Here is an 18,819-nt window from a genome sequence, read left to right as displayed (position 1 = left end):
TGCCAGGCCCTTTTTTTATCGATTCAGCAAACTTCCCACATAGCGGAGCAGTTCGTTTGCTGATGTTGAGTTATAGCCATGTTCGTCAATTAATCTTGCAACAACTTCATTCACCTTCTTCAGCTGCTGCTCATCAGGCGTTTTTGATGATGTTGTAATCTTCACGACATCTTTCAGGTCAGCGAAAAGCTTCTTCTGGATAGCTTCACGCAGACGGTCATGCGAATTATAGTCGAAGCGTTTGCCTTTCCTTGCATAAGCTGAGATGCGGATAAGGATTTCCTCCCTGAATGCTTTCTTGGCATTCTCCGAAATTCCAATTTGTTCTTCGATTGAACGCATCAGCTTTTCATCAGGACTGATTTCCTCACCAGTTAATGGATCGCGCAGCTTTGCTTTATTGCAGTATGCTTCAACATTATCAAGATAGTTCTCCATAAGCGTCTTCGCAGATTCTTCATAAGAGTAAACAAATGCCTTTTGTACTTCTTTCTTCGCAATATCATCGTACTCTTTTCTGGCCAGAGAAATAAAGTTCAGGTATCTTTCTTTCAGTTCGGCAGTAATCGAAGGATGCTGATCCAATCCTTCTTTAAGTGAACGCAGTACATCCAGCGCATTGATGCTTGTAATATTTTTTCGGATAATTGTAGAAGAAATCCTATTAATGACATACCGCGGGTCAATTCCGCTCATGCCCTCATCTGCATGCTCTTTTTTCAATTCTTCCACATCTGCTCTGTTATAGCCTTCAACGCTCTCTCCATCATACAAACGCATTTTCTTTACTAAATCTATATCGCCCTTTTTCGGATCCTTCATACGGGTTAAAATCGTAAACATTGCTGCAACTCTCAGAGTATGCGGTGCAATGTGCACGTTGGAAACATCGCTCTCACGGATCATCTTTTCATAAATTTTCTCTTCCTCTGAAACCTTTAAATTATATGGGATTGGCATGACGATTATTCTGGAATGCAATGCTTCATTCTTTTTATTGGAAATGAATGAACGATACTCAGTTTCATTCGTATGAGCGACAATTAGCTCATCTGCCGAAATAAGAGCGAAGCGTCCGGCTTTAAAGTTGCCTTCCTGAGTGAGTGACAATAAATGCCATAAAAATTTCTCATCGCACTTCAGCATTTCCTGAAATTCCATCATACCGCGGTTTGCTTTGTTCAGCTCTCCATCGAAACGATAGGCCCGTGGATCTGATTCAGAACCATATTCAGCAATAGTTGAAAAATCAATGCTTCCAGTCAGATCGGCAATATCCTGTGATTTCGGATCTGACGGGCTGAAGGTTCCAATCCCCACCCTGCGGTCTTCCGAGAAAATGATTCTTTCAATTAGAACATCTTCTATCCGGCCGCCATACTCCTGTTCGAGACGCATACTATTTAAAGGCGATAGGTTTCCTTCAATTCTTATTCCATACTCATCATAAAAGTCTTTGCGGAGGTGATGCGGAATCAAATGAAGCGGATCTTCATGCATCGGACAGCCCTTAATAGCATAAACCGCACCCCTCTCTGAGTGAGAATATTGCTCCAGACCTCTCTTTAGCATTGTCACTAATGTTGATTTACCGCCGCTGACAGGTCCCATTAATAAAAGAATTCTTTTACGGACATCAAGCCGTTTGGCAGCAGGATGAAAATACTCTTCCACGAGTCTTTCCAAGGCTTCTTCTAAACCAAAGAGCTGGTTGCTGAAAAATTGATATCGTTTTTGCCCCTTCACTTCTTCGACACCGGCATCCTTAATCATATTATATACCCGTGAATGTGCTGACTGAGCAACCCAAGGCTTCTCTTTAACAATTTCTAAATACTCCCCAAAAGTCCCTTCCCATTTCAGCTTTTCTTCCTCGTGTCTGTACATCTCAATTTTTTTTAGAATATCCATAAGGACCTCCCCCTGTCGCATTATCAGAGACGATTAATATACTCTATGCGCACCGGCAATCGAACATGCGTAAACTATTAATAGTTTGGTTTGTACTTTTTACGGGGATTAATTATTAGGAATACTTCGCTGCCAGGATCCAGCTGTAAAAAAAACTCCATACTTTTCATTCACAGTTAGACATTTTTGGGCTATAATAAGCTTATATTTACATGCTTGCCTATTGAGATACCGCTAAAGGAGGATTACATATACATGGGTACAATTATTATTATCGGTGTAATGGTTGCTTTCCTTGCTGCTATTTTCACTGCTGGTTACGATGACAAGCCAGGCATAAGCAAAAAATAAGCTGCTGAACCTATCAGCAGCTTTTTTCTTATTTACAATTTAATCCTACCTTAAATCCATCTTTTTACTCTGAACAAAATCCTTCATATACATCCTTGTCTGCTTTTCTAGCATGCCGGCAATTTGACTCGTCCACGTGTCCTTCCGCTTGCCGCCTGTACGCTCATCATAATACTCGGAAATAATCTTATTATAAACTTCCAGCTCTTCGCAGTAAGATGCTTCATCCTGGTTGTATTCATTTTCATGATATATATGGTGAAGAGGAAGCCGCGGTTTTTTATCGTTCTTTTTGGAAGGATAGCCAACAGCCATTCCAAACAAAGGAATCACACGATCAGGTGTTTTTAAAAGCTCTGCCACTGCCTCAAGATTGTTTCTTATTCCGCCAATATAACAGATTCCAAGCCCCATCGATTCTGCCGAAATAGCAGCATTCTGCGCAGCTAATGCTGCATCAATAACAGACACCATGAACTTCTCTGTGCTTTCGATTGATGGAATTACATTTTTATTTTCCATCTGGCCGATGATTTCATGACGATGCAGATCAGCACAAAATACGAAAAAATGGCCATTTTCAGCTACATAATTCTGATTTCCCGCAAATTCAGCAAGCTTCTTTTTCTTTTCTTTATCTGTCACTCCGATAATTGAATAAGCCTGGACAAAACTTGAAGTGGATGCAGCTTGAGCAGAAAGTACAATTGTTTCAACCTGTTCTTTTGACAGCGGCCTGTCTTCAAAATTCCGGACAGAACGATGATCCATCAGCAATTTGGTAACTTCATTCATCACATCTCATCCTTTCCATATGTACTTTTTCATTTTACCCAGAGAAGAATGTTTTCTCCAAAGAAAAAGACCTGATCATCTCACAGGCCTTGTGTTGTTTTCCTATTTTAAATGTAAGTACTCCTGCTGGCGCAGAGCTTCATAGACAAGAATGGCAGCCGTATTGGATAAGTTAAGCGAACGGACATTATCATTAATTGGAACCTTTAATAAGCGCTCTTTGCTTCTTTCAATTAAATCCTTTGGAAGTCCGGATGTTTCCTTGCCAAAAATAAAGTAATAATCCTTCTCGACGCTGCTATAGTCAAATTCGGAATATGGGCTTGTGCCATACTTCGTTACATAGAAGTATTCACTGTCTTCAGTTCTTTTAAAGAAATCATCCAATGAATCATGAAAAACGATTTTGACATGTTGCCAGTAATCCAATCCTGCCCGCTTCAGCCTTTTATCCTCTGTTGAGAAGCCGAGCGGCCTGATCATATGCAATGTCGTATCAGTAGCCGCGCAGGTGCGGGCTATATTGCCTGTGTTGGCCGGAATTTCCGGCTGATATAATACTACATGCAATCCCAATTTTTTCACCTCTAAATTAAATCTGCATGTGTAATTATATCACTTTGAAATCACCATACAAATTACTGGTCATCAGTAATAGTCAAAAATTTATACTTTATATTGGGTGTATATGCTGTAGAATCTTCATACGCCCAATAGCGCATTCGGCTGTTATAGGTATGGGCGTTGACAAGGGGCATTCCCGATGCATCCTTGCCCGTCACGATCGTTGTATGGTCAAATCGCCCGTCTCCCTGGAAATCATAGCAAATGACATCTCCAATTAAAAGCTGGTCTGGACTGGAGACTTCCTGAGCCCTTAACCCCGTTTTTGAACTTGGCAGATACCACCGCATTGAATTCGCAACTGTCCAGCTGTAGCTCCAATTCCCGCTTCTCATCCACCAGCCTTTTCCTCGGTGGGGATACCCCCTCATTGGGCTGCCGCCAGCATGAAGGCACTGCGAAATATAATTGGTGCAATCCACATCAAATTTCTTATAAGCCGGATTAAAGCTGTTCCACCACTTTTCTGCATACTGAACAGCCTTAATGCGGTCATATTCATACTCGTATCTTTCTTCCTCTTCAATTTCCCGGTCCAGAGACACTTCTTCTTTTTTTATATCTTTAAAAGGATTTTTCTCCCGGTCTTCAACAAATACTCCTTTATAAAAGTCGGCTGTCCGCTCCTCGATCTCTTCTTCCATATAGAAGACGCCTTTTTGTTTAATCAAATATTTGAAGTGAACCTTATATTCAACCGGAGTCACATCATCCTTCTCCCTGCCGACATTGATCACTTTTCCAGTTGCCTGTGCTTTCACAATCTCACCGGAGCGGCTGGAAAGAGATTCTTTCTTTTTTTCAATTTTAGGGCATGTATGAATTGAACTTCTTGAATGGGAAACGCACTGCTGCACTCTTTTCTTTAACAGCTCATGAAGCTGGTCCCTCACGCACCTCACTCCTCTCTATACAATACATATGAGAGGAAGCAGAGGACGTTGCTTAATTTTTCGCGCATTCAGCAGGCGCAAGAGTGTTTTTCTGCTGGCATCGGGTAAAAAAAGCCACAAAAAAGAGAGAGATTCCTCCCCCATCATCATTGTTCAAAAAAGCTGATTCCTTTTTCGATTTCAGCAATGACTTCTCCGTCCTTCTCCTGTTTCAATGCCTGTCTTAATGCAGGAAGAGATTGTTCTCCTCCTATTTTCCCGAGTGCCCAAGCTGCCGTACCCCGGATCACCGGTCTCGGATCCTCTGTCATAACCTTGATCAGGTCTTCTTCCGCTGTCTCATCTTTGTAATGAGCAAGGGCGATAATAGCATTTCGCTGGATCGGCTTTTTCCCTCTCCAGGAGCCTGAGACCGGGCCGTACTTTTCTTTGAAATCACGGTTGCTGATAAAGAGCAGCGGCCTTAAAAGCGGCTTTGCCACTTCCGGATCAGGCTCCATTTCATCATGCAGGTGAAAATCCTTGCCTTTATTTTCAGGACAAACAGTTTGACAGGTGTCACACCCATAAAGCCTGTTTCCCAGCTTTTCTCTATATGGCTCTGCAAGAAAGCCCTTTGTCTGTGTTAAAAATGCGATGCATTTCTGTGCATCAAGCTGACCTCCCTGAATTAAAGCACCAGTCGGGCAGACATCAACACATTTATTGCAGCTTCCGCATCTGTCTTCCAATGGCATATCAGGCTCAAAAGGCAGATTTGTTATCATTTCTCCGAGATACACATATGATCCGAACTCCGGTGTGATGATGGAACAGTTTTTTCCGCTCCAGCCGATTCCGGCACGCTGCGCTACAGCCCGGTCCACCAGCTCTCCTGTATCCACCATGGATTTGCATATGGCCTCAGGAATTCTTGACTGAATAAACTCCTCAAGCTTCTGAAGACGTTCCCTAAGGATATGATGATAGTCTTTTCCCCATGAAGCCCGGCAGAATATCCCCCTTCGTTCACCTCTTTTGCTGACAACCCTTACCTTCATTTTGGAAGGATAAGCAACCGCAATTGAGATAATGGATCTCGGCTTATCCATTAGCAGACCGGGATTCACCCTTTTCTCAATATCAGGTTCTTCAAACCCTGACTGATATTGAAGCTCCTGCTGGCGAATCAGTCTATTCTTCATTTCATCAAAAGTGCCTGCTGTTGTAAAACCGATTTTATCAATGCCAATTGTCTTGCTGTACTCAATCACTTCCTGCTTGAATTGTGTAAAGTCCATTGGATAACCTCCTTTCTGTATGAAAATGAAATTTTATATGAAAACGTGCTGTATTAACGTTGGTGGCAGATACCTTTTATTCGGACAAAAGGGATATAAGATGCGTGTAAGACTGCTTTTTTTCGGCTTTGGAAAATTAACTTCGTCAAACTTCTGATTAGTTACCATTTACTCCGCTAAAGTGAATATATGTTGCGTCTGAGCGCTCGTTTTGGGCCCTTTATTTGGTGAAAGTCAAAATAGACGGTGTCAAAGCGTTGGTTAGATACCTTTTATTCACCCATCACGGGTGATAGGTACCTGAAAGTCTAATATTTATTGAATCACCGCTTATTATGATAAACTATTTTAAAGTAATTTTGGAGGTGGAAAGCTTGGAAATTATAATTGCTCCCGAGTTGTGCAGGTTAATTCCCCAATTTAAAATTGGATTTATTATATATAAAAATATAGAAGTCGGACAGTCTCCTCAAATGGTAAAGGGCCGACTCCAGTTATTTCAGGAATCCATTTATTTTGACTTAGAGGACAAGAGTGTTACAGATCTGGAAGGAATCAATGAATGGAGACAGATTTTCAAAACAGCAGGCAAAGATCCAAATCGTTACCGCCACTCTGCAGAAGCACTGTACAGAAGAATAAAAAAACAAAATTACCTGCAGCCGGTCAACAGCTCCATAGATATTAACAACTTCTTTTCCCTGGAATATCAAATACCAATCGGCGTATATGATGCTGATAAGCTTTCAGGTCCATTGACTATCAGGTTTGGCAAAGAAAGCGAAGAATATAACGGTTTAAACGGAAGACCCAATTCTCTTGCCAATTTAATAATCAGTGAAGATATAGCAGGCCCCTTTGGCAGTCCGTTTGTGGACTCTGAAAGAACAGCTGTCACGGAACAGACTAAAAATGCCGTGCAAATTGTTTATTTGCGCCCTTCTCTGGAAACTAATATGGCCGAAAAAATGGTTGAGTCATTAATGAACATGTACACTCAAGTGCACGGGGGAGAAGGAAGCTTTAAGGTCATTGGATGTTAAACACTTCTATAAAAAATCGAGTGGGATCTGCGGATGCCGCCCGATTTTTTATAGAGCCATGAAAATGAAAAAACGCAATACCTCGTTCTTGTTGAACGAAACACTGCGTTGGCTATGTATGGAGCGGGTGAAGGGAATCGAACCCTCATCATCAGCTTGGAAGGCTGAGGTTTTACCACTAAACTACACCCGCATTATTATGAAGTTACCGCCTGCTTATTTTTTCCCGTACTTTCATGCCTCTTCCTCTAAGAGCTTTTTCAAGGAAGCCTATGCGTCGAGGCAACTCGAAGCTGATTCATGGAAGTATCGCTCGTGGCTGAGGTTTTACCACTAAACTACACCCGCATTTGTTTATTTATATTTAATCATTAACGTAATTATGATTAAATAGAATGTCGATTTTTCTCTACAGCAAAATAAACATTGTGTCGAATCAACTATTTAATAGTACTAAATTCAGCGTAAATGGTCAACCCCTTTTTAAAAAATTTGTCGAAAAAAACAGAGAGGGGTTTTCCCTCCCTGTTTATACCCACCACATATCCGATGGCTGTTCTTCGATTAAAATGGACTTAAGGTTCCTTACGGCTCTTGTAAACCCTTCTTCAATGGACATCAGCGGGTCTTCGTGCTCAATGCTGACAACGTAGTCATAACCAAATGTGCGCAGTGCGCTCATCATATCAGACCATTCCTGCAGGCTGTGTCCGCATCCTACTGACCTGAAGGTCCACGCCCTGGTCTGTACGTTGCCATACGGCTGCATATCCGTTAACCCATACATATTGACATTTTCCTGGTCAATATAGGTGTCTTTTGCATGAAAATGATGAATGGCATTTTCTTTTCCCAGTATCTTTATGGCTGCAACTGGGTCAATGCCCTGCCACCATAAATGGCTTGGGTCCAGGTTGGCCCCAATGGCGTCACATGTTTCTTCCCTTAATTTTAAAAGTGTGTAGGGAGTGTGTACAAGGAATCCACCATGCAGCTCGAGCCCGATTTTCACATTATGGTCTTTGGCAAACTGCCCGGCTTTTTTCCAATAAGGAATGAGTTTCTCCTCCCATTGCCATTTAAGCACTTCTCCATACTCATTTGGCCACGGAGCGACCGGCCAATTCGGATGCCTGGCCTCTTCCCCGTCACCTGCAGTCCCGGAAAAACAGTTCACAACTGGAACATTCATTAAGCTGGCTAACTTAATCGTGTCGTATAGTACGCGATCAGATTCCTCGGCAAATGCTTTATCAGGTGAAATCGGGTTGCCATGGCAACTGAATGCACTGATTTCAAGCCCCCTCGATAAAACCTTATTCAGGTAATCCTCCCGGACTTCATCGCTTCCCAATAGCTCCTGCAGTCTGCAGTGAGCGTTGCCGGGATATGCACCCGTTCCGATTTCCACAGCCTTAAGACCTGCAGCCTTCACATGATCGAGCATATCCTCAAAATTTTTGTCAGCAAATAATACTGTAAATACGCCGAGCTTCACAAAATCCCCTCCTGGCTACTACTATTATCTTGTTTGCTGCTGCTATAAATCGCATCAATAATTCTGGTTGTCTGCAGAGCTTCTTCTGCTTTAACCATAAACTCTTCGTTTTCCAAACAGCTTTTAATAAAGTTCCGTGCCTGTGTTAATGCATAGTCATCTTCTCCCGGGAGCCATTCTGAACGTGTATTCAGGAGCATACCATATTTAGATTGATTCAAACGGAAGGGGAATAAATCAATTCCTCCAAGCTGCCCCGAAAAACTGAGGCTTTCATCATCCTTTTCAATATTGGCAGACCAGGAAGTTTCAAAAAGCAGGGAAGCACCATTCGCAAATTTTATGTAAGCTGTCACATGATCATCTACATCAAAGGATTGATGGTCAAAGCTTCCCCATAGATTCACCTGATCAGGCATTTTACTTAACGTGTTGTATGCAGTACCGGATACCTCCGTTTCGGCCGGGTTACCAAGAAGCCAAAGCGAGAGGTCAAGCAAATGGCAGCCGTAATCTATCAAACTTCCGCCGCCCTGGAGTTCTTTATTGGTAAAAACACCCCAGCCAGGCACCTTTCTTCTTCTCATGGCTCTTGCTCTGGCTATAAACGGAATGCCAATTTCATTTTCTGTAATGAGCTTTTTGGCAGCCTGTGCCTCTTTCATGAACCGGTAGTGATAGGCAATGGCCAATACCTTCCCGGACCTGTCTCTAGCCTCGATCATTTTCCTGCATTCGGCTGCTGTCATCGCCATCGGCTTCTCACACAAAACATGCAGCCCAGCCTCCAGTGCAGCAACGGTAATTTCAGCATGAAATTTATTCGGTGTACAAATGACTACGGCATCTGTTTCAGTGAATACTTCCTTATAATCTGTAAAAACGCGGCTAATTCCAAACTTCCTGGCAGCAAGCTTTGCTGTATCCTCATTCACATCACAGATAGCTGTTATGGTAGCACTATCCGAAAGTTTTAATAAAACTGGAATATGCCTGGATTGGGCAATTCCTCCAGCACCTATAATTCCGATCCGAAGTTTCATCATGGGGGTACACCTCAATTAATTCTGACAATCTGCTTTGTTTCACTTGACTCAAGGGCAGCTAGAATCACTTGGAGCGATTTCATCCCCTCAGATCCAGGGATGGCAGGCTCCTGGCCTTTTAGTATACTTTCAACAAAATGGTCAATGACACCTGAACTCTTTTGCCCGCCTTCTTCATTAGTCTGAATTCCGCCGAGCTCATACTTCACTGTTTCACCGTTAGCATACTGAACAATGAGAGAGTGCAAAGGATCATCTTCTAATCTTAAAATGGCTTTCTCACCATAGATAATAGTTGAATTGTCTTCTTTAGAAACATAAGACCAGCTTGCAGCCAAAGTACCGATCACACCGCTTTCCGTTTTCAAGACACATACGGCTGTATCATCGACATCAGCATCCGTTTTGGAACTAGTTTCAACAAATGCCCCAACCTCAGCAAATTCTTCACCCAGCAGATAGCGCAAGAGGTCTGTCTTATGGACACCAAGGTCACCCATAGCACCAATAAAAGCCTGATCTTTCTTGAAGAACCAGCTATCTTTGCCATCTGCACTCCATCCTTCTGGTCCGCCATGGCCAAAGGCAGTCCGGAAACTGTAGATTTTTCCCGCTTCACCCTTTGCAATTAATTCTTTTGCTTTTTTATGAGACGGAACGAAGCGCTGATTATGAGCAATCATTAATTGCTTTCCACTTTTACGCGCTGCTTCTATCATTTCCTCTGCTTCTTCCTTAGAAGTGGCCATCGGCTTTTCACATAAAACATGTTTGCCCTCGTTCAATGCTGCAATCGAAACAGGGGCATGCAGATAATTCGGGGTGCAGACACTCACTGCATCTATTTCCTTGTCAGCCAACAATTCGCTATAATCGGTATACGCCTTAGCCTCGTAAAGGTCAGCAAACACATTTGCACGCTCTTCATTAATATCACAAACTGCTTCAATGACAGCCCCGCTGCTGGCATGATATTCAGGCATATGCCTGTGCCTGGCAATACTTCCGCATCCAATTATTCCAATTTTGAGTTTTCTCATCCTACTTCACCACTCCTTCATGTTTCACACTGATTTTCTCCAGCGGCTTCGCATTTCCATAGACCGGTACCGGAAGATCAGCCTGTTTAGCCCACTTTACAGCATTTTTTATAACCTGCTGAACCTCCTTATGATAATAGGTTGGATACGTTTCATGTCCCGGGCGGAAATAAAAGATTTTCCCTTTTCCGCGCTTGTATGTACAGCCGCTCCGGAAAACTTCCCCGCCTTCAAACCAGCTCAGCATGACAAGCTCATCCGGTGCAGGAATATCAAAATGTTCTCCGTACATTTCCTCTTTTTCAAGTTCAATATATTCTCCAAGGCCTTCTGTAATCGGATGGCTCGGGTCTACTATCCAAATTCGCTCCTTTTCATCCGCTTCTCTCCACTTTAAATCACAGGAGGTTCCCATCAGCACTTTGAAAATTTTAGAAAAATGCCCGGAATGAAGAACAATCAATCCCATTCCATCGAGAACTCTTTGTTTAACTTTTTCAACGATTGAATCCTCAACTTCTCCATGTGCCAGATGCCCCCACCAGACTAGTACGTCTGTTTCCTGTAAAACGGCATCACTCAGTCCATGTTCAGGCTCATCCAATGTTGCTGTCTTCACTTTTAATTCTTCTCCATTTAAAAAATCGGCTATGGCACCGTGTATACCATTGGGATAGACAGCCCTTACCTTTTCCTCCTTTTGTTCATGGCGGTTCTCATTCCAGACAAGTACGTTAATCATGAATCTTCCTCCTTCTTAATGCATGCTTCTATATTCATTTGGGGAAATCCCCTCTGTCTTTTTAAACACTTTGCTAAAATATTTTTCATCCTGATAACCAACCTGGAAAGCAATTTCATAGATTTTCAGTTTAGGGTTCAGCAAGAGCTCCTTTGCCTTGCTAATTCGGACATTTGTGATAAAGTCTGTAATAGTAGCCTGATATTCCTGTTTGAATTTCCTGGAAATGTACTCCCGGCTTAAATAAAATCTGTCTGCAATTTCCTGGAGGTTAATATCTTTGTTATAGCTTTCCAGCAGAAATTGTTCTATTTGCTGAATCACATTCAACTCCCTGTTTTGCTCCTGCGTGCATTCCAATGAAGTATTTTGCTGATTCCATTCATTAATGGCTCTCTCCAGGATTTCATTCAGTATATCAGGGTCGATAGGCTTCAAGATATAATCAAAGCTTTTATAACAAATGGCATTCCTCATATAATCAAAATCATCATATCCGCTGACAACAATCGTCTTGCTGGAAAGGTCCGAAGAATGTATCCATTTTAAAAGGCTTATGCCATCTCTCTTTGGCATGCTCATATCTGTGAATATGATTTCCGGGCGATGCTCTTTTATCAGCTTTATTGCCTCATTTCCATCTGCCGCCTCCATGATCGTGTCAATCCCAAAGCGGCTCCACTCTCCCAGAAGCATTAAGCCTTCCCGAACATGCTGTTCATCATCCACAATAATTGCTTTCATCTTTTCCACCTTCCATCCTTTTTGGAAGTTTAATAGAAACCTGCAGCCCTCCCTGCTCAAGGTTCTTAAGCTGCAGGTAAGCGCGGCTGCCATAATAAAGTTTTAACCGGACATAAACATTCTTCAGGCCGATATTCATTAACTCTCCCTTTTGTCTTATCCTGTCATTCATCAAATGCATCCGGATTTCCTTAAGCCGATTTTCCGAAACCCCTGTGCCATTATCTTCAATAAGAATATCAAGATAAAATTCATCCTGTCTGCATGTTATGTTAATCTCTCCAGTTTTTTCGCGTGCATCAAAGCCATGTTTAAAGTAATTCTCCACTAAAGGCTGTAAAATCATTTTTGGAACAGGAAACCCCAATGCTTCTTCATCAAGCTGGAAATTGAACTGAAGCTGATCATCGAACCGTTCCTTTTGCAGTAAAAGGTATGCCCTGGTATGTTCAATCTCTTTTTGAAGAGAGACCATACCCTCCTCCATATTCATGCTGTATCTCATTATTTTTGATAGGCGGGTAACAGAAGAATATATTTGCGGACCTTGATTTTTCAGAGCCGCTGTTCCAATTGACTGCAATGCATTATATAAAAAATGCGGATTAACCTGTGACTGCAGAACCTTAAGCTGATTGGTCTTATTTTCAAGCTGAAGTTTATACTCCCTATTGATGAGATCATTAATTTTATCGATCATTTGCCTGAATCGATCACCGAGATAACCAATCTCATCATTGCCGAAAGATTTAAAGCGGACATCAAGATTTCCCTTTTCAACCTGATCGATATTACTCAGGAGGATTCTGATGGGAGAGGTAATTCTGACAGAGATAAATAGCGTGGCGAGGATAACAAGGAACAGCCCTATTACGCCAAATATGATATTTATTTTCGCCACACTGAATGCACTTTCATATAAAGTGGCATATGGAACTCGCTTTACAAGATACCAGCCGCCCGAATTTTGCGATAATTGATCATATATCATTACACCATTGAACGTTTCTTCCTTCCATTCAACCGTGCCATTTTCCTTATTTGTTTGTATTACCCAATCCATCCAATCAGGCGCTTTATCTCCTTTATCATCCGTTGAACGATAAATTATGTCCCCTTCAGGAGATATAATATAGAATTCTTCATTATCCCCCGAATAAAGATTACGGCTGATATTGGTTATTTGATCCGGCGAAAACTCCAATGAAATATAGGCCAATATATCATCTGCCGGAATATTGATTAAAGACCTGTGAAGCGTAATGACATTTTCAGGCTTTTTATCTTCAGGATTCTTAATCTTATGGATGGGCTCAAGGTACATATTGTTTGGACTTTCTTTTGCTTTATCGTAATATTTTTGGCTCGCAGTTGGCAGTCTCTTCGAAAAAACAACTGTAGAGCGGCGGGACGCAGTTATGAGCCGATTTTCCTTTGCAACAGCAATATTGACTCGTTTGATATTTTCCTCAGCATACAGGATGGTAGAAATTACATTTCTTACTGCTTCGACAGCCTGATAATTATTTTCCTTCCTGGGATCTTTTAAAAAGTTTATTAAACCCGGGTTATTGTAGAGGGAAAGTGTCAAACCGTCCAACTCATTTATATACCCCTCCAGGTTCACTTTTCCTTGATATAATAGGTTGCTGTTTTCTTCAATGGCCTGATCTTTCAATGATTCCGCTGTATGGTAGTAGGTGATGATAATGGACGCTCCAAAGGGAACGATCGTAGCTATCATTAATAGAACGATCAGTTTATTCCTGATACTCTTTTTGAACATGTACATCCCCCGCTGCTTTCTCTTTTACAATAGTATAAAGTAACTTCCTTTTTTTTGGGGGGCTTTTTTGCTGTGGAATCTAATAGATATAAAAATAGAAAACAGAAAGCATATCTTCCGCAGACATGCTTCCCGTTTCACCAAATTTATTTCAAATTATCCCAGGATGTCTGGAAGCGTTCAACGACCGTATCATAGTCAATCTTTCCTGCAGCATATTCCTGGATTGTTGCAGCAAATTCTTTATTGGCGCCATCCGGCCATCTGAACCATGTCCAAGGAATTGTTTTCTCTTCCTTAGAATACTCAAGAATGTGCTTTCCAAGCGGCCCTAAACCGGTTGGCTCAATATTGTCAAAGGCTGGAATGAAAGCAAACTCTTCTGTGATATAACGCTTGCCTGTTTCAGAGGAAACCATCCAGTCAAGGAATAACTTGGCCTCTTCAAGATGCTCTGAGTTTTTGTTTAGAACCCAGTTGTTTGGCACACCTACTGGCAAACGGTCAGCTTCGGCTTCATCATCAGTTATCGGAATCGGGAGGAATCCCATATTAATGTCAGGGTCGATTTCAAGAATCATGTTCTCCGTCCAGTTACCCTGCTGAAGCATAGCTGTTTTGCCGGAAGCAAATAGTGTGACTTGAGTATTGTAATCAGTTGTTAAAGGATTGTCATTACCAAATTTAATTTCAGTATCCAGAACTTCTTTAAATTCTTTAAATTTATCATTTCCAGTTAACTTTTCAGACCCGCTGTATAAGCCTTCAATAAATGCAACAGGGTCCTCCTGCTGTGCAAATGGGATGTTTAACAAATGCTGCCCAATGACCCACCACTCACCGTAACCAGCTGAGAAAGGGGTAATCCCTTTATCTTTGAGCTTTTTAGCAGCATCCTTTAACTCAGAGATCGTATTAGGCGGCTCAGTAATTCCTGCCTCTTCAAATAAATCTTTGTTATAAATGAAACCATATCCTTCCAGGTTTACTGGCATTCCATAAAGCTTGCCATCTGCATCGGTGGTTGGAACCTTGCCAATAGGAAGCACATGCTCTGCCCACGGCTCATTTGAAAGGTCAGCAAGATGCTCTTTCCAAAGCTCTAATTCCTTAAATCCTCCATTGTTAAAAATGTCAGGCTGTTCACCGGATGCAAACTTCGCTTTTAATGCGGCACCATAATCAGCTCCGCCTCCGACTGACTCAAGCTTTATTTTAATATTTGGATGCTCTTTTTCAAATTCGCCAATCATTTCCTGAAGCTGATCGGCAATCTCCACTTTAAATTGGAACATGTTCAGTGTTACCACTTCATCCCCGTTTTTTGAATCATCCTTAGGCTTTTCATCCCCTGAAGAGCTGGAAGAAGAACAGCCTGCCATAATGCCTGCCATTAGAACAAATGACAGCAATAATAGAGCAAAGCGTTTCATTTTGTTTCCCCCCTGATAATTTTTTATATAAACTTTCACAGCCCTTTTGGCGGCAAAAGTCTCTATAACTACTTTATGGAACCCTGGGCAATGCCTTTAATAATGTGTCTCTGCAGGAACAGGAAGAAAATGATGACCGGTGTAATGCCCATCACAAGGGCAGCCAGTCCCATATCCCACTGCTTTGTATATTGTGCAAAGAATGAGCTTGTGGCCAGAGGAATCGTCCTAAGCTCTGCATCCTGAAGCACGAGAAGCGGCAGCAGATAGTCATTCCAGATCCACAATGTATTTAAAATGACAACTGTTACAGTAATTGGCTTCAGAAGTGGAAAAACAATTCTCCAAAAGACGCCAAACTGGCTGCACCCATCAATTCGGGCAGATTCTTCTATTTCGATTGGAACAGTTTTTATAAAGCCATGATAAAGGAAAAGCGATAATGGTACACCAAAACCAAAATACATAATGATGAGACCAGGTATGCTGTTTGTCAGATTCAGAGTGCCTCCGAGCTTCATCAGAGGAATCATGACTGTCTGAAATGGAATAACCATTGCAGATACAAATAAGACAAACAGGATTTTGCTGAATTTCCCCGGAGTCCTGACCATCTTCCAGGCAGCCATAGAACTAATAATAACCAGTCCAATATTGCTGATTACGGTTATTATAAGAGAATTCCAGAAGGCGCGCGGGAAATTAATGATATCCCATACCTTCATATAATTGGAGAATAAAAACTCCTTTGGCCATGCTGCAGCATCAATCAAGATATCAGCAAAACCCTTTACTGAATTAATAAACACAAAGTAAAAAGGAATGAGGAATATGATTCCTAATACGATTCCGATGATCTCCAGCAGAAACGTAACCTTCGTATATCTGGGATTCATTAGGCCTCAACCTCCCTTTTCTTCGTCATCATCACCTGAACCGTTGTAAAAATAGCTACCACAATAAAAAATAAAATCGATTTTGCGGTACCAAGACCATAGCGGTTATTCTGGAATGCTTCCTGATAAATATTAATCGCAACCGATTGAGTCGAGTTAAATGGTCCGCCGCCTGTGAGCGAAATATTCAAGTCAAAAATCTTAAATGCCATTGATATAGTTAAAAAGAAACAAATCGTAAATGCCGGTAATATGAGCGGAACGATAATTTTTAACAGGAGTGTCCAGCTTGATGCTCCATCGATTCTTGCTGCCTCCAGCAGCGACTGATCAACACCCTGCAGTGCTGCAATATAAATAACCATCATATAACCGCTGATCTGCCAGGTAAACACAATGACAATTCCCCAAAAGGCTGTTATCTCATCACCAAGCCACGGAAGCTTAAAAACCGAAAGATCCGTAAGATTACCGATAGCAGCGAACCCTTTGACAAAGATAAACTGCCAGATGAATCCAAGCAATAAACCTCCAATAACATTCGGAATGAAAAACACAGTCCTCAGCAGATTCCTGGACTTCAAGGCTGCATTCAATAATAAGGCAAGTCCAAACCCTAATAAATTACTAATAATAACAGAAGCTAACATAAATTTAGTGGTAAAAATAAAGGAATCAAAAAACTTAGGATCATTTCTAAAGATCTTCATATAATTCTCAAGTCCAACCCACTCCACCACAGAACTGACTCCATTCCAGGATGTAAACGAATAATAAATTCCCATCAGGAAAGGAATGATCTGTATCACCAGGAAAAAAATTAATGCTGGCCCTACAAAAGCAAGGTACGTTAAAATCTTTTTCAAATTTACTTTTTTCCTGGGAACTGCTTTAACCTCTGACTTAATTGCCGGTTCCCCGATCTCGATCTTTGTCTCCAACTTTCTTCACCGCCCCCTAATTTCCTGCAAACGCTTTCTTACATTATATTTGAAACCGTTTGCATATATAGGTGACTGAATTGACTAGATGGTGTAATATTTTGACTTTTTCAAAATCTGCAACTTGTTTTCATGAAAATCCTTGCATTAAATGAAACTATCTTGAATATAAGGATGTGAATTATGATAGTAAAAATTCGGTATGAACCAGAGGAATTAAAGCTGCTTCGATGTTTACAGTGCAGAATGAAACTTACTTCTAAAGATCAACAGTTACTTTTAAAACAGAATAGCTCTTTTCGGCTGAATTTTAGTGCCGTTTACATGGGGTTTCCGAAACTGAACAGCTCTATTCAGTCGCATTAGGGCTGTTCACATGACATTTCTCAAAACTTAAGGGCTCTATTCTAATGCATTAGCTTACCTGACATTTTTAAAAGTGATCCCTTTTATTACTCCTGCCCAAACAGGAAAATGCCATTTTAATTTACTTCCGAACAGTTCAGAACCCACTTTCGAAACCATCCTCTGAATCGTTCGAAACTCTGGTTGAACACTGATATCCCAGTAAAGAAATTGGCTGCATTAATGAGGATCAATCTCCGCCAATATTCACAAGGATAGAAATTAAACAATAAAAAAGGTTTCCCTAATGGGAAACCTTTTTTTAGATACCGGTGGTCGGGGTCGAACCGACACTCCAGAAGGAACACGATTTTGAGTCGTGCGCGTCTGCCAATTCCGCCACACCGGCATATTAAAATGAATTAAATCTTGTGGTGCCGAGGACCGGAATCGAACCGGTACGGTAGTCACCTACCGCAGGATTTTAAGTCCTGTGCGTCTGCCAGTTCCGCCACCCCGGCGTATATCAGCGTATCAAGATTTAGATTATGGAGGCGGCAACCGGATTCGAACCGGTGGTAAAGGTTTTGCAGACCTCTGCCTTACCACTTGGCTATGCCGCCATAAAGATAAGAAATTCTGGAGCGGAAGACGGGATTCGAACCCGCGACCCCCACCTTGGCAAGGTGATGTTCTACCACTGAACTACTTCCGCAAAATGGCTGGGCTAGCAGGATTCGAACCTGCGAGTGACGGAGTCAAAGTCCGGTGCCTTACCGCTTGGCTATAGCCCAATGATCATTTCTTAGTACATTTATATGAGAGTACCCTTGTACTGTTTCCTAAAAATTATGGGGCGACTGATGGGAATCGAACCCACGAGTGTCGGAGCCACAATCCGATGCGTTAACCACTTCGCCACAGCCGCCATAATCATATTGGCAGGGGTAGTAGGAATCGAACCCACATCAAAGGTTTTGGAGACCTTCGTTTTACCATTAAACTATACCCCTATATAAATGGTGGAGGGGGGCAGATTCGAACTGCCGAACCCGAAGGAGCGGATTTACAGTCCGCCGCGTTTAGCCACTTCGCTACCCCTCCATATTAACATGAAAAGATGGTGCCGGCGAGAGGACTTGAACCCCCAACCTACTGATTACAAGTCAGTTGCTCTACCAATTGAGCTACACCGGCTAATCAAATTAAAAGGTGGCTCAGGACGGAATCGAACCGCCGACACAAGGATTTTCAGTCCTTTGCTCTACCGACTGAGCTACTGAGCCAAAATAATATTATATCCCTAAATCTAAACACATGTGCTTCAAAGCCCTGCGTTCTTTGTAGCAGATTTTAAAAGCATGCTATTCGATGATGAAAAGCTTCGCAGCTGCATTCTTTTAAAATCCTCTACCGACTGAGCTACTGAGCCATTTTGTATTAATTTTGTA

General features: G+C 41.8%; 15 protein-coding genes and 11 tRNA genes. 1 reads left to right on the top strand and 25 read right to left on the bottom strand.

Going from position 1 to position 18,819, the window contains the following annotated elements; genetic code table 11:
- Positions 1-15: 15 nt before the first annotated feature.
- The 5 genes from AC6CHU_RS25235 to queG form a co-directional block, all read right to left on the bottom strand.
- Positions 16-1,911, bottom strand: coding sequence for a PrkA family serine protein kinase (locus tag AC6CHU_RS25235; protein ID WP_251284770.1), 1,896 nt, complete (start codon positions 1,909-1,911; stop codon positions 16-18).
- Between the two features lie 396 nt (positions 1,912-2,307).
- On the bottom strand, positions 2,308-3,057 hold the full coding sequence (nfsA, locus tag AC6CHU_RS25230) for an oxygen-insensitive NADPH nitroreductase (protein WP_251284769.1): 750 nt from the start codon (positions 3,055-3,057) through the stop codon (positions 2,308-2,310).
- A 102-nt stretch (positions 3,058-3,159) separates the two neighbouring features.
- A complete protein-coding gene (gene trmL / locus AC6CHU_RS25225) occupies positions 3,160-3,633 on the bottom strand; it encodes a tRNA (uridine(34)/cytosine(34)/5-carboxymethylaminomethyluridine(34)-2'-O)-methyltransferase TrmL (protein WP_251284768.1) in 474 nt (157 codons plus the stop codon).
- A 62-nt stretch (positions 3,634-3,695) separates the two neighbouring features.
- On the bottom strand, positions 3,696-4,574 hold the full coding sequence (locus AC6CHU_RS25220; RefSeq protein WP_251284767.1) for an amidase domain-containing protein: 879 nt from the start codon (positions 4,572-4,574) through the stop codon (positions 3,696-3,698).
- A 146-nt stretch (positions 4,575-4,720) separates the two neighbouring features.
- Positions 4,721-5,854, bottom strand: a complete 1,134-nt coding sequence (gene queG, locus AC6CHU_RS25215) for a tRNA epoxyqueuosine(34) reductase QueG (protein WP_159871528.1) — start codon at positions 5,852-5,854, stop codon at positions 4,721-4,723.
- 374 nt (positions 5,855-6,228) lie between these two features.
- Between queG and AC6CHU_RS25210 the strand changes: the two genes are divergently transcribed.
- Positions 6,229-6,897, top strand: coding sequence for a B3/B4 domain-containing protein (locus AC6CHU_RS25210; protein ID WP_251284766.1), 669 nt, complete (start codon positions 6,229-6,231; stop codon positions 6,895-6,897).
- A 119-nt stretch (positions 6,898-7,016) separates the two neighbouring features.
- Here AC6CHU_RS25210 and AC6CHU_RS25205 read toward each other — a convergent pair.
- The 20 genes from AC6CHU_RS25205 to AC6CHU_RS25110 all read right to left on the bottom strand — a co-directional run bounded on the left by AC6CHU_RS25205 (position 7,017) and on the right by AC6CHU_RS25110 (position 18,654).
- Positions 7,017-7,090: transfer RNA gene (locus AC6CHU_RS25205), tRNA-Gly, on the bottom strand.
- Between the two features lie 336 nt (positions 7,091-7,426).
- A complete protein-coding gene (locus tag AC6CHU_RS25200) occupies positions 7,427-8,395 on the bottom strand; it encodes a sugar phosphate isomerase/epimerase family protein (RefSeq protein WP_498123099.1) in 969 nt (322 codons plus the stop codon).
- Positions 8,392-9,441: a Gfo/Idh/MocA family protein gene (locus AC6CHU_RS25195; protein WP_498123097.1), complete on the bottom strand. Its 1,050-nt coding sequence runs from the start codon at positions 9,439-9,441 to the stop codon at positions 8,392-8,394. Before AC6CHU_RS25195 ends, AC6CHU_RS25200 begins: the two co-directional genes overlap by 4 nt.
- Before the next feature lie 11 nt (positions 9,442-9,452).
- A complete protein-coding gene (locus AC6CHU_RS25190; RefSeq protein ID WP_159871540.1) occupies positions 9,453-10,481 on the bottom strand; it encodes a Gfo/Idh/MocA family protein in 1,029 nt (342 codons plus the stop codon).
- Between the two features lies 1 nt (position 10,482).
- Complete coding sequence (locus AC6CHU_RS25185; RefSeq protein ID WP_159871543.1) at positions 10,483-11,223, bottom strand: ThuA domain-containing protein; 741 nt, start codon at positions 11,221-11,223, stop codon at positions 10,483-10,485.
- A gap of 15 nt (positions 11,224-11,238) precedes the next feature.
- The gene (locus AC6CHU_RS25180) at positions 11,239-11,967 is read right to left on the bottom strand and encodes a response regulator transcription factor (protein ID WP_159871545.1); all 729 of its coding nucleotides are present in this window, start codon (positions 11,965-11,967) and stop codon (positions 11,239-11,241) included.
- Complete coding sequence (locus AC6CHU_RS25175; protein ID WP_498123095.1) at positions 11,945-13,753, bottom strand: sensor histidine kinase; 1,809 nt, start codon at positions 13,751-13,753, stop codon at positions 11,945-11,947. The genes AC6CHU_RS25180 and AC6CHU_RS25175 overlap by 23 nt, the downstream gene beginning before the upstream one ends.
- Before the next feature lie 146 nt (positions 13,754-13,899).
- Positions 13,900-15,186 carry an ABC transporter substrate-binding protein gene (locus tag AC6CHU_RS25170; protein WP_251284762.1) on the bottom strand — a complete coding sequence of 429 codons (1,287 nt, stop codon included), beginning with the start codon at positions 15,184-15,186 and terminating at the stop codon, positions 13,900-13,902.
- A 68-nt stretch (positions 15,187-15,254) separates the two neighbouring features.
- Positions 15,255-16,082: a carbohydrate ABC transporter permease gene (locus AC6CHU_RS25165; protein ID WP_159871554.1), complete on the bottom strand. Its 828-nt coding sequence runs from the start codon at positions 16,080-16,082 to the stop codon at positions 15,255-15,257.
- Complete coding sequence (locus AC6CHU_RS25160; protein ID WP_498123094.1) at positions 16,082-17,023, bottom strand: carbohydrate ABC transporter permease; 942 nt, start codon at positions 17,021-17,023, stop codon at positions 16,082-16,084. Before AC6CHU_RS25160 ends, AC6CHU_RS25165 begins: the two co-directional genes overlap by 1 nt.
- Before the next feature lie 672 nt (positions 17,024-17,695).
- Positions 17,696-17,777, bottom strand: a tRNA-Leu gene (locus AC6CHU_RS25155).
- A 23-nt stretch (positions 17,778-17,800) separates the two neighbouring features.
- A tRNA-Leu gene (locus AC6CHU_RS25150) sits at positions 17,801-17,889 on the bottom strand.
- 28 nt (positions 17,890-17,917) lie between these two features.
- Positions 17,918-17,991: transfer RNA gene (locus AC6CHU_RS25145), tRNA-Cys, on the bottom strand.
- 17 nt (positions 17,992-18,008) lie between these two features.
- A tRNA-Gly gene (locus AC6CHU_RS25140) sits at positions 18,009-18,083 on the bottom strand.
- Between the two features lie 4 nt (positions 18,084-18,087).
- A tRNA-Gln gene (locus AC6CHU_RS25135) sits at positions 18,088-18,162 on the bottom strand.
- A 58-nt stretch (positions 18,163-18,220) separates the two neighbouring features.
- Positions 18,221-18,296, bottom strand: a tRNA-His gene (locus tag AC6CHU_RS25130).
- A gap of 11 nt (positions 18,297-18,307) precedes the next feature.
- Positions 18,308-18,381: transfer RNA gene (locus AC6CHU_RS25125), tRNA-Trp, on the bottom strand.
- Between the two features lie 7 nt (positions 18,382-18,388).
- A tRNA-Tyr gene (locus AC6CHU_RS25120) sits at positions 18,389-18,472 on the bottom strand.
- Between the two features lie 17 nt (positions 18,473-18,489).
- Positions 18,490-18,565 (bottom strand) — tRNA-Thr (locus AC6CHU_RS25115).
- A gap of 16 nt (positions 18,566-18,581) precedes the next feature.
- A tRNA-Phe gene (locus tag AC6CHU_RS25110) sits at positions 18,582-18,654 on the bottom strand.
- Between the last annotated feature and the right edge of the window lie 165 nt (positions 18,655-18,819).

Source organism: Cytobacillus sp. GQ23 (assembly GCF_059758675.1).
This window is presented reverse-complemented; position numbering and strand designations above follow the sequence as displayed.

Coding starts and splice junctions, on each gene's coding strand:
- AC6CHU_RS25180 (WP_159871545.1), bottom strand. CDS start 11,967: ATGAAAGCAATTATTGTGGATGATGAACAGCATGTTCGGGAAGGCTTA.
- nfsA (WP_251284769.1), bottom strand. CDS start 3,057: ATGAATGAAGTTACCAAATTGCTGATGGATCATCGTTCTGTCCGGAAT.
- queG (WP_159871528.1), bottom strand. CDS start 5,854: ATGGACTTTACACAATTCAAGCAGGAAGTGATTGAGTACAGCAAGACA.
- AC6CHU_RS25165 (WP_159871554.1), bottom strand. CDS start 16,082: ATGAATCCCAGATATACGAAGGTTACGTTTCTGCTGGAGATCATCGGA.
- AC6CHU_RS25185 (WP_159871543.1), bottom strand. CDS start 11,223: ATGATTAACGTACTTGTCTGGAATGAGAACCGCCATGAACAAAAGGAG.
- AC6CHU_RS25175 (WP_498123095.1), bottom strand. CDS start 13,753: ATGTTCAAAAAGAGTATCAGGAATAAACTGATCGTTCTATTAATGATA.
- AC6CHU_RS25190 (WP_159871540.1), bottom strand. CDS start 10,481: ATGAGAAAACTCAAAATTGGAATAATTGGATGCGGAAGTATTGCCAGG.
- AC6CHU_RS25195 (WP_498123097.1), bottom strand. CDS start 9,441: ATGATGAAACTTCGGATCGGAATTATAGGTGCTGGAGGAATTGCCCAA.
- AC6CHU_RS25170 (WP_251284762.1), bottom strand. CDS start 15,186: ATGAAACGCTTTGCTCTATTATTGCTGTCATTTGTTCTAATGGCAGGC.
- AC6CHU_RS25235 (WP_251284770.1), bottom strand. CDS start 1,911: ATGGATATTCTAAAAAAAATTGAGATGTACAGACACGAGGAAGAAAAG.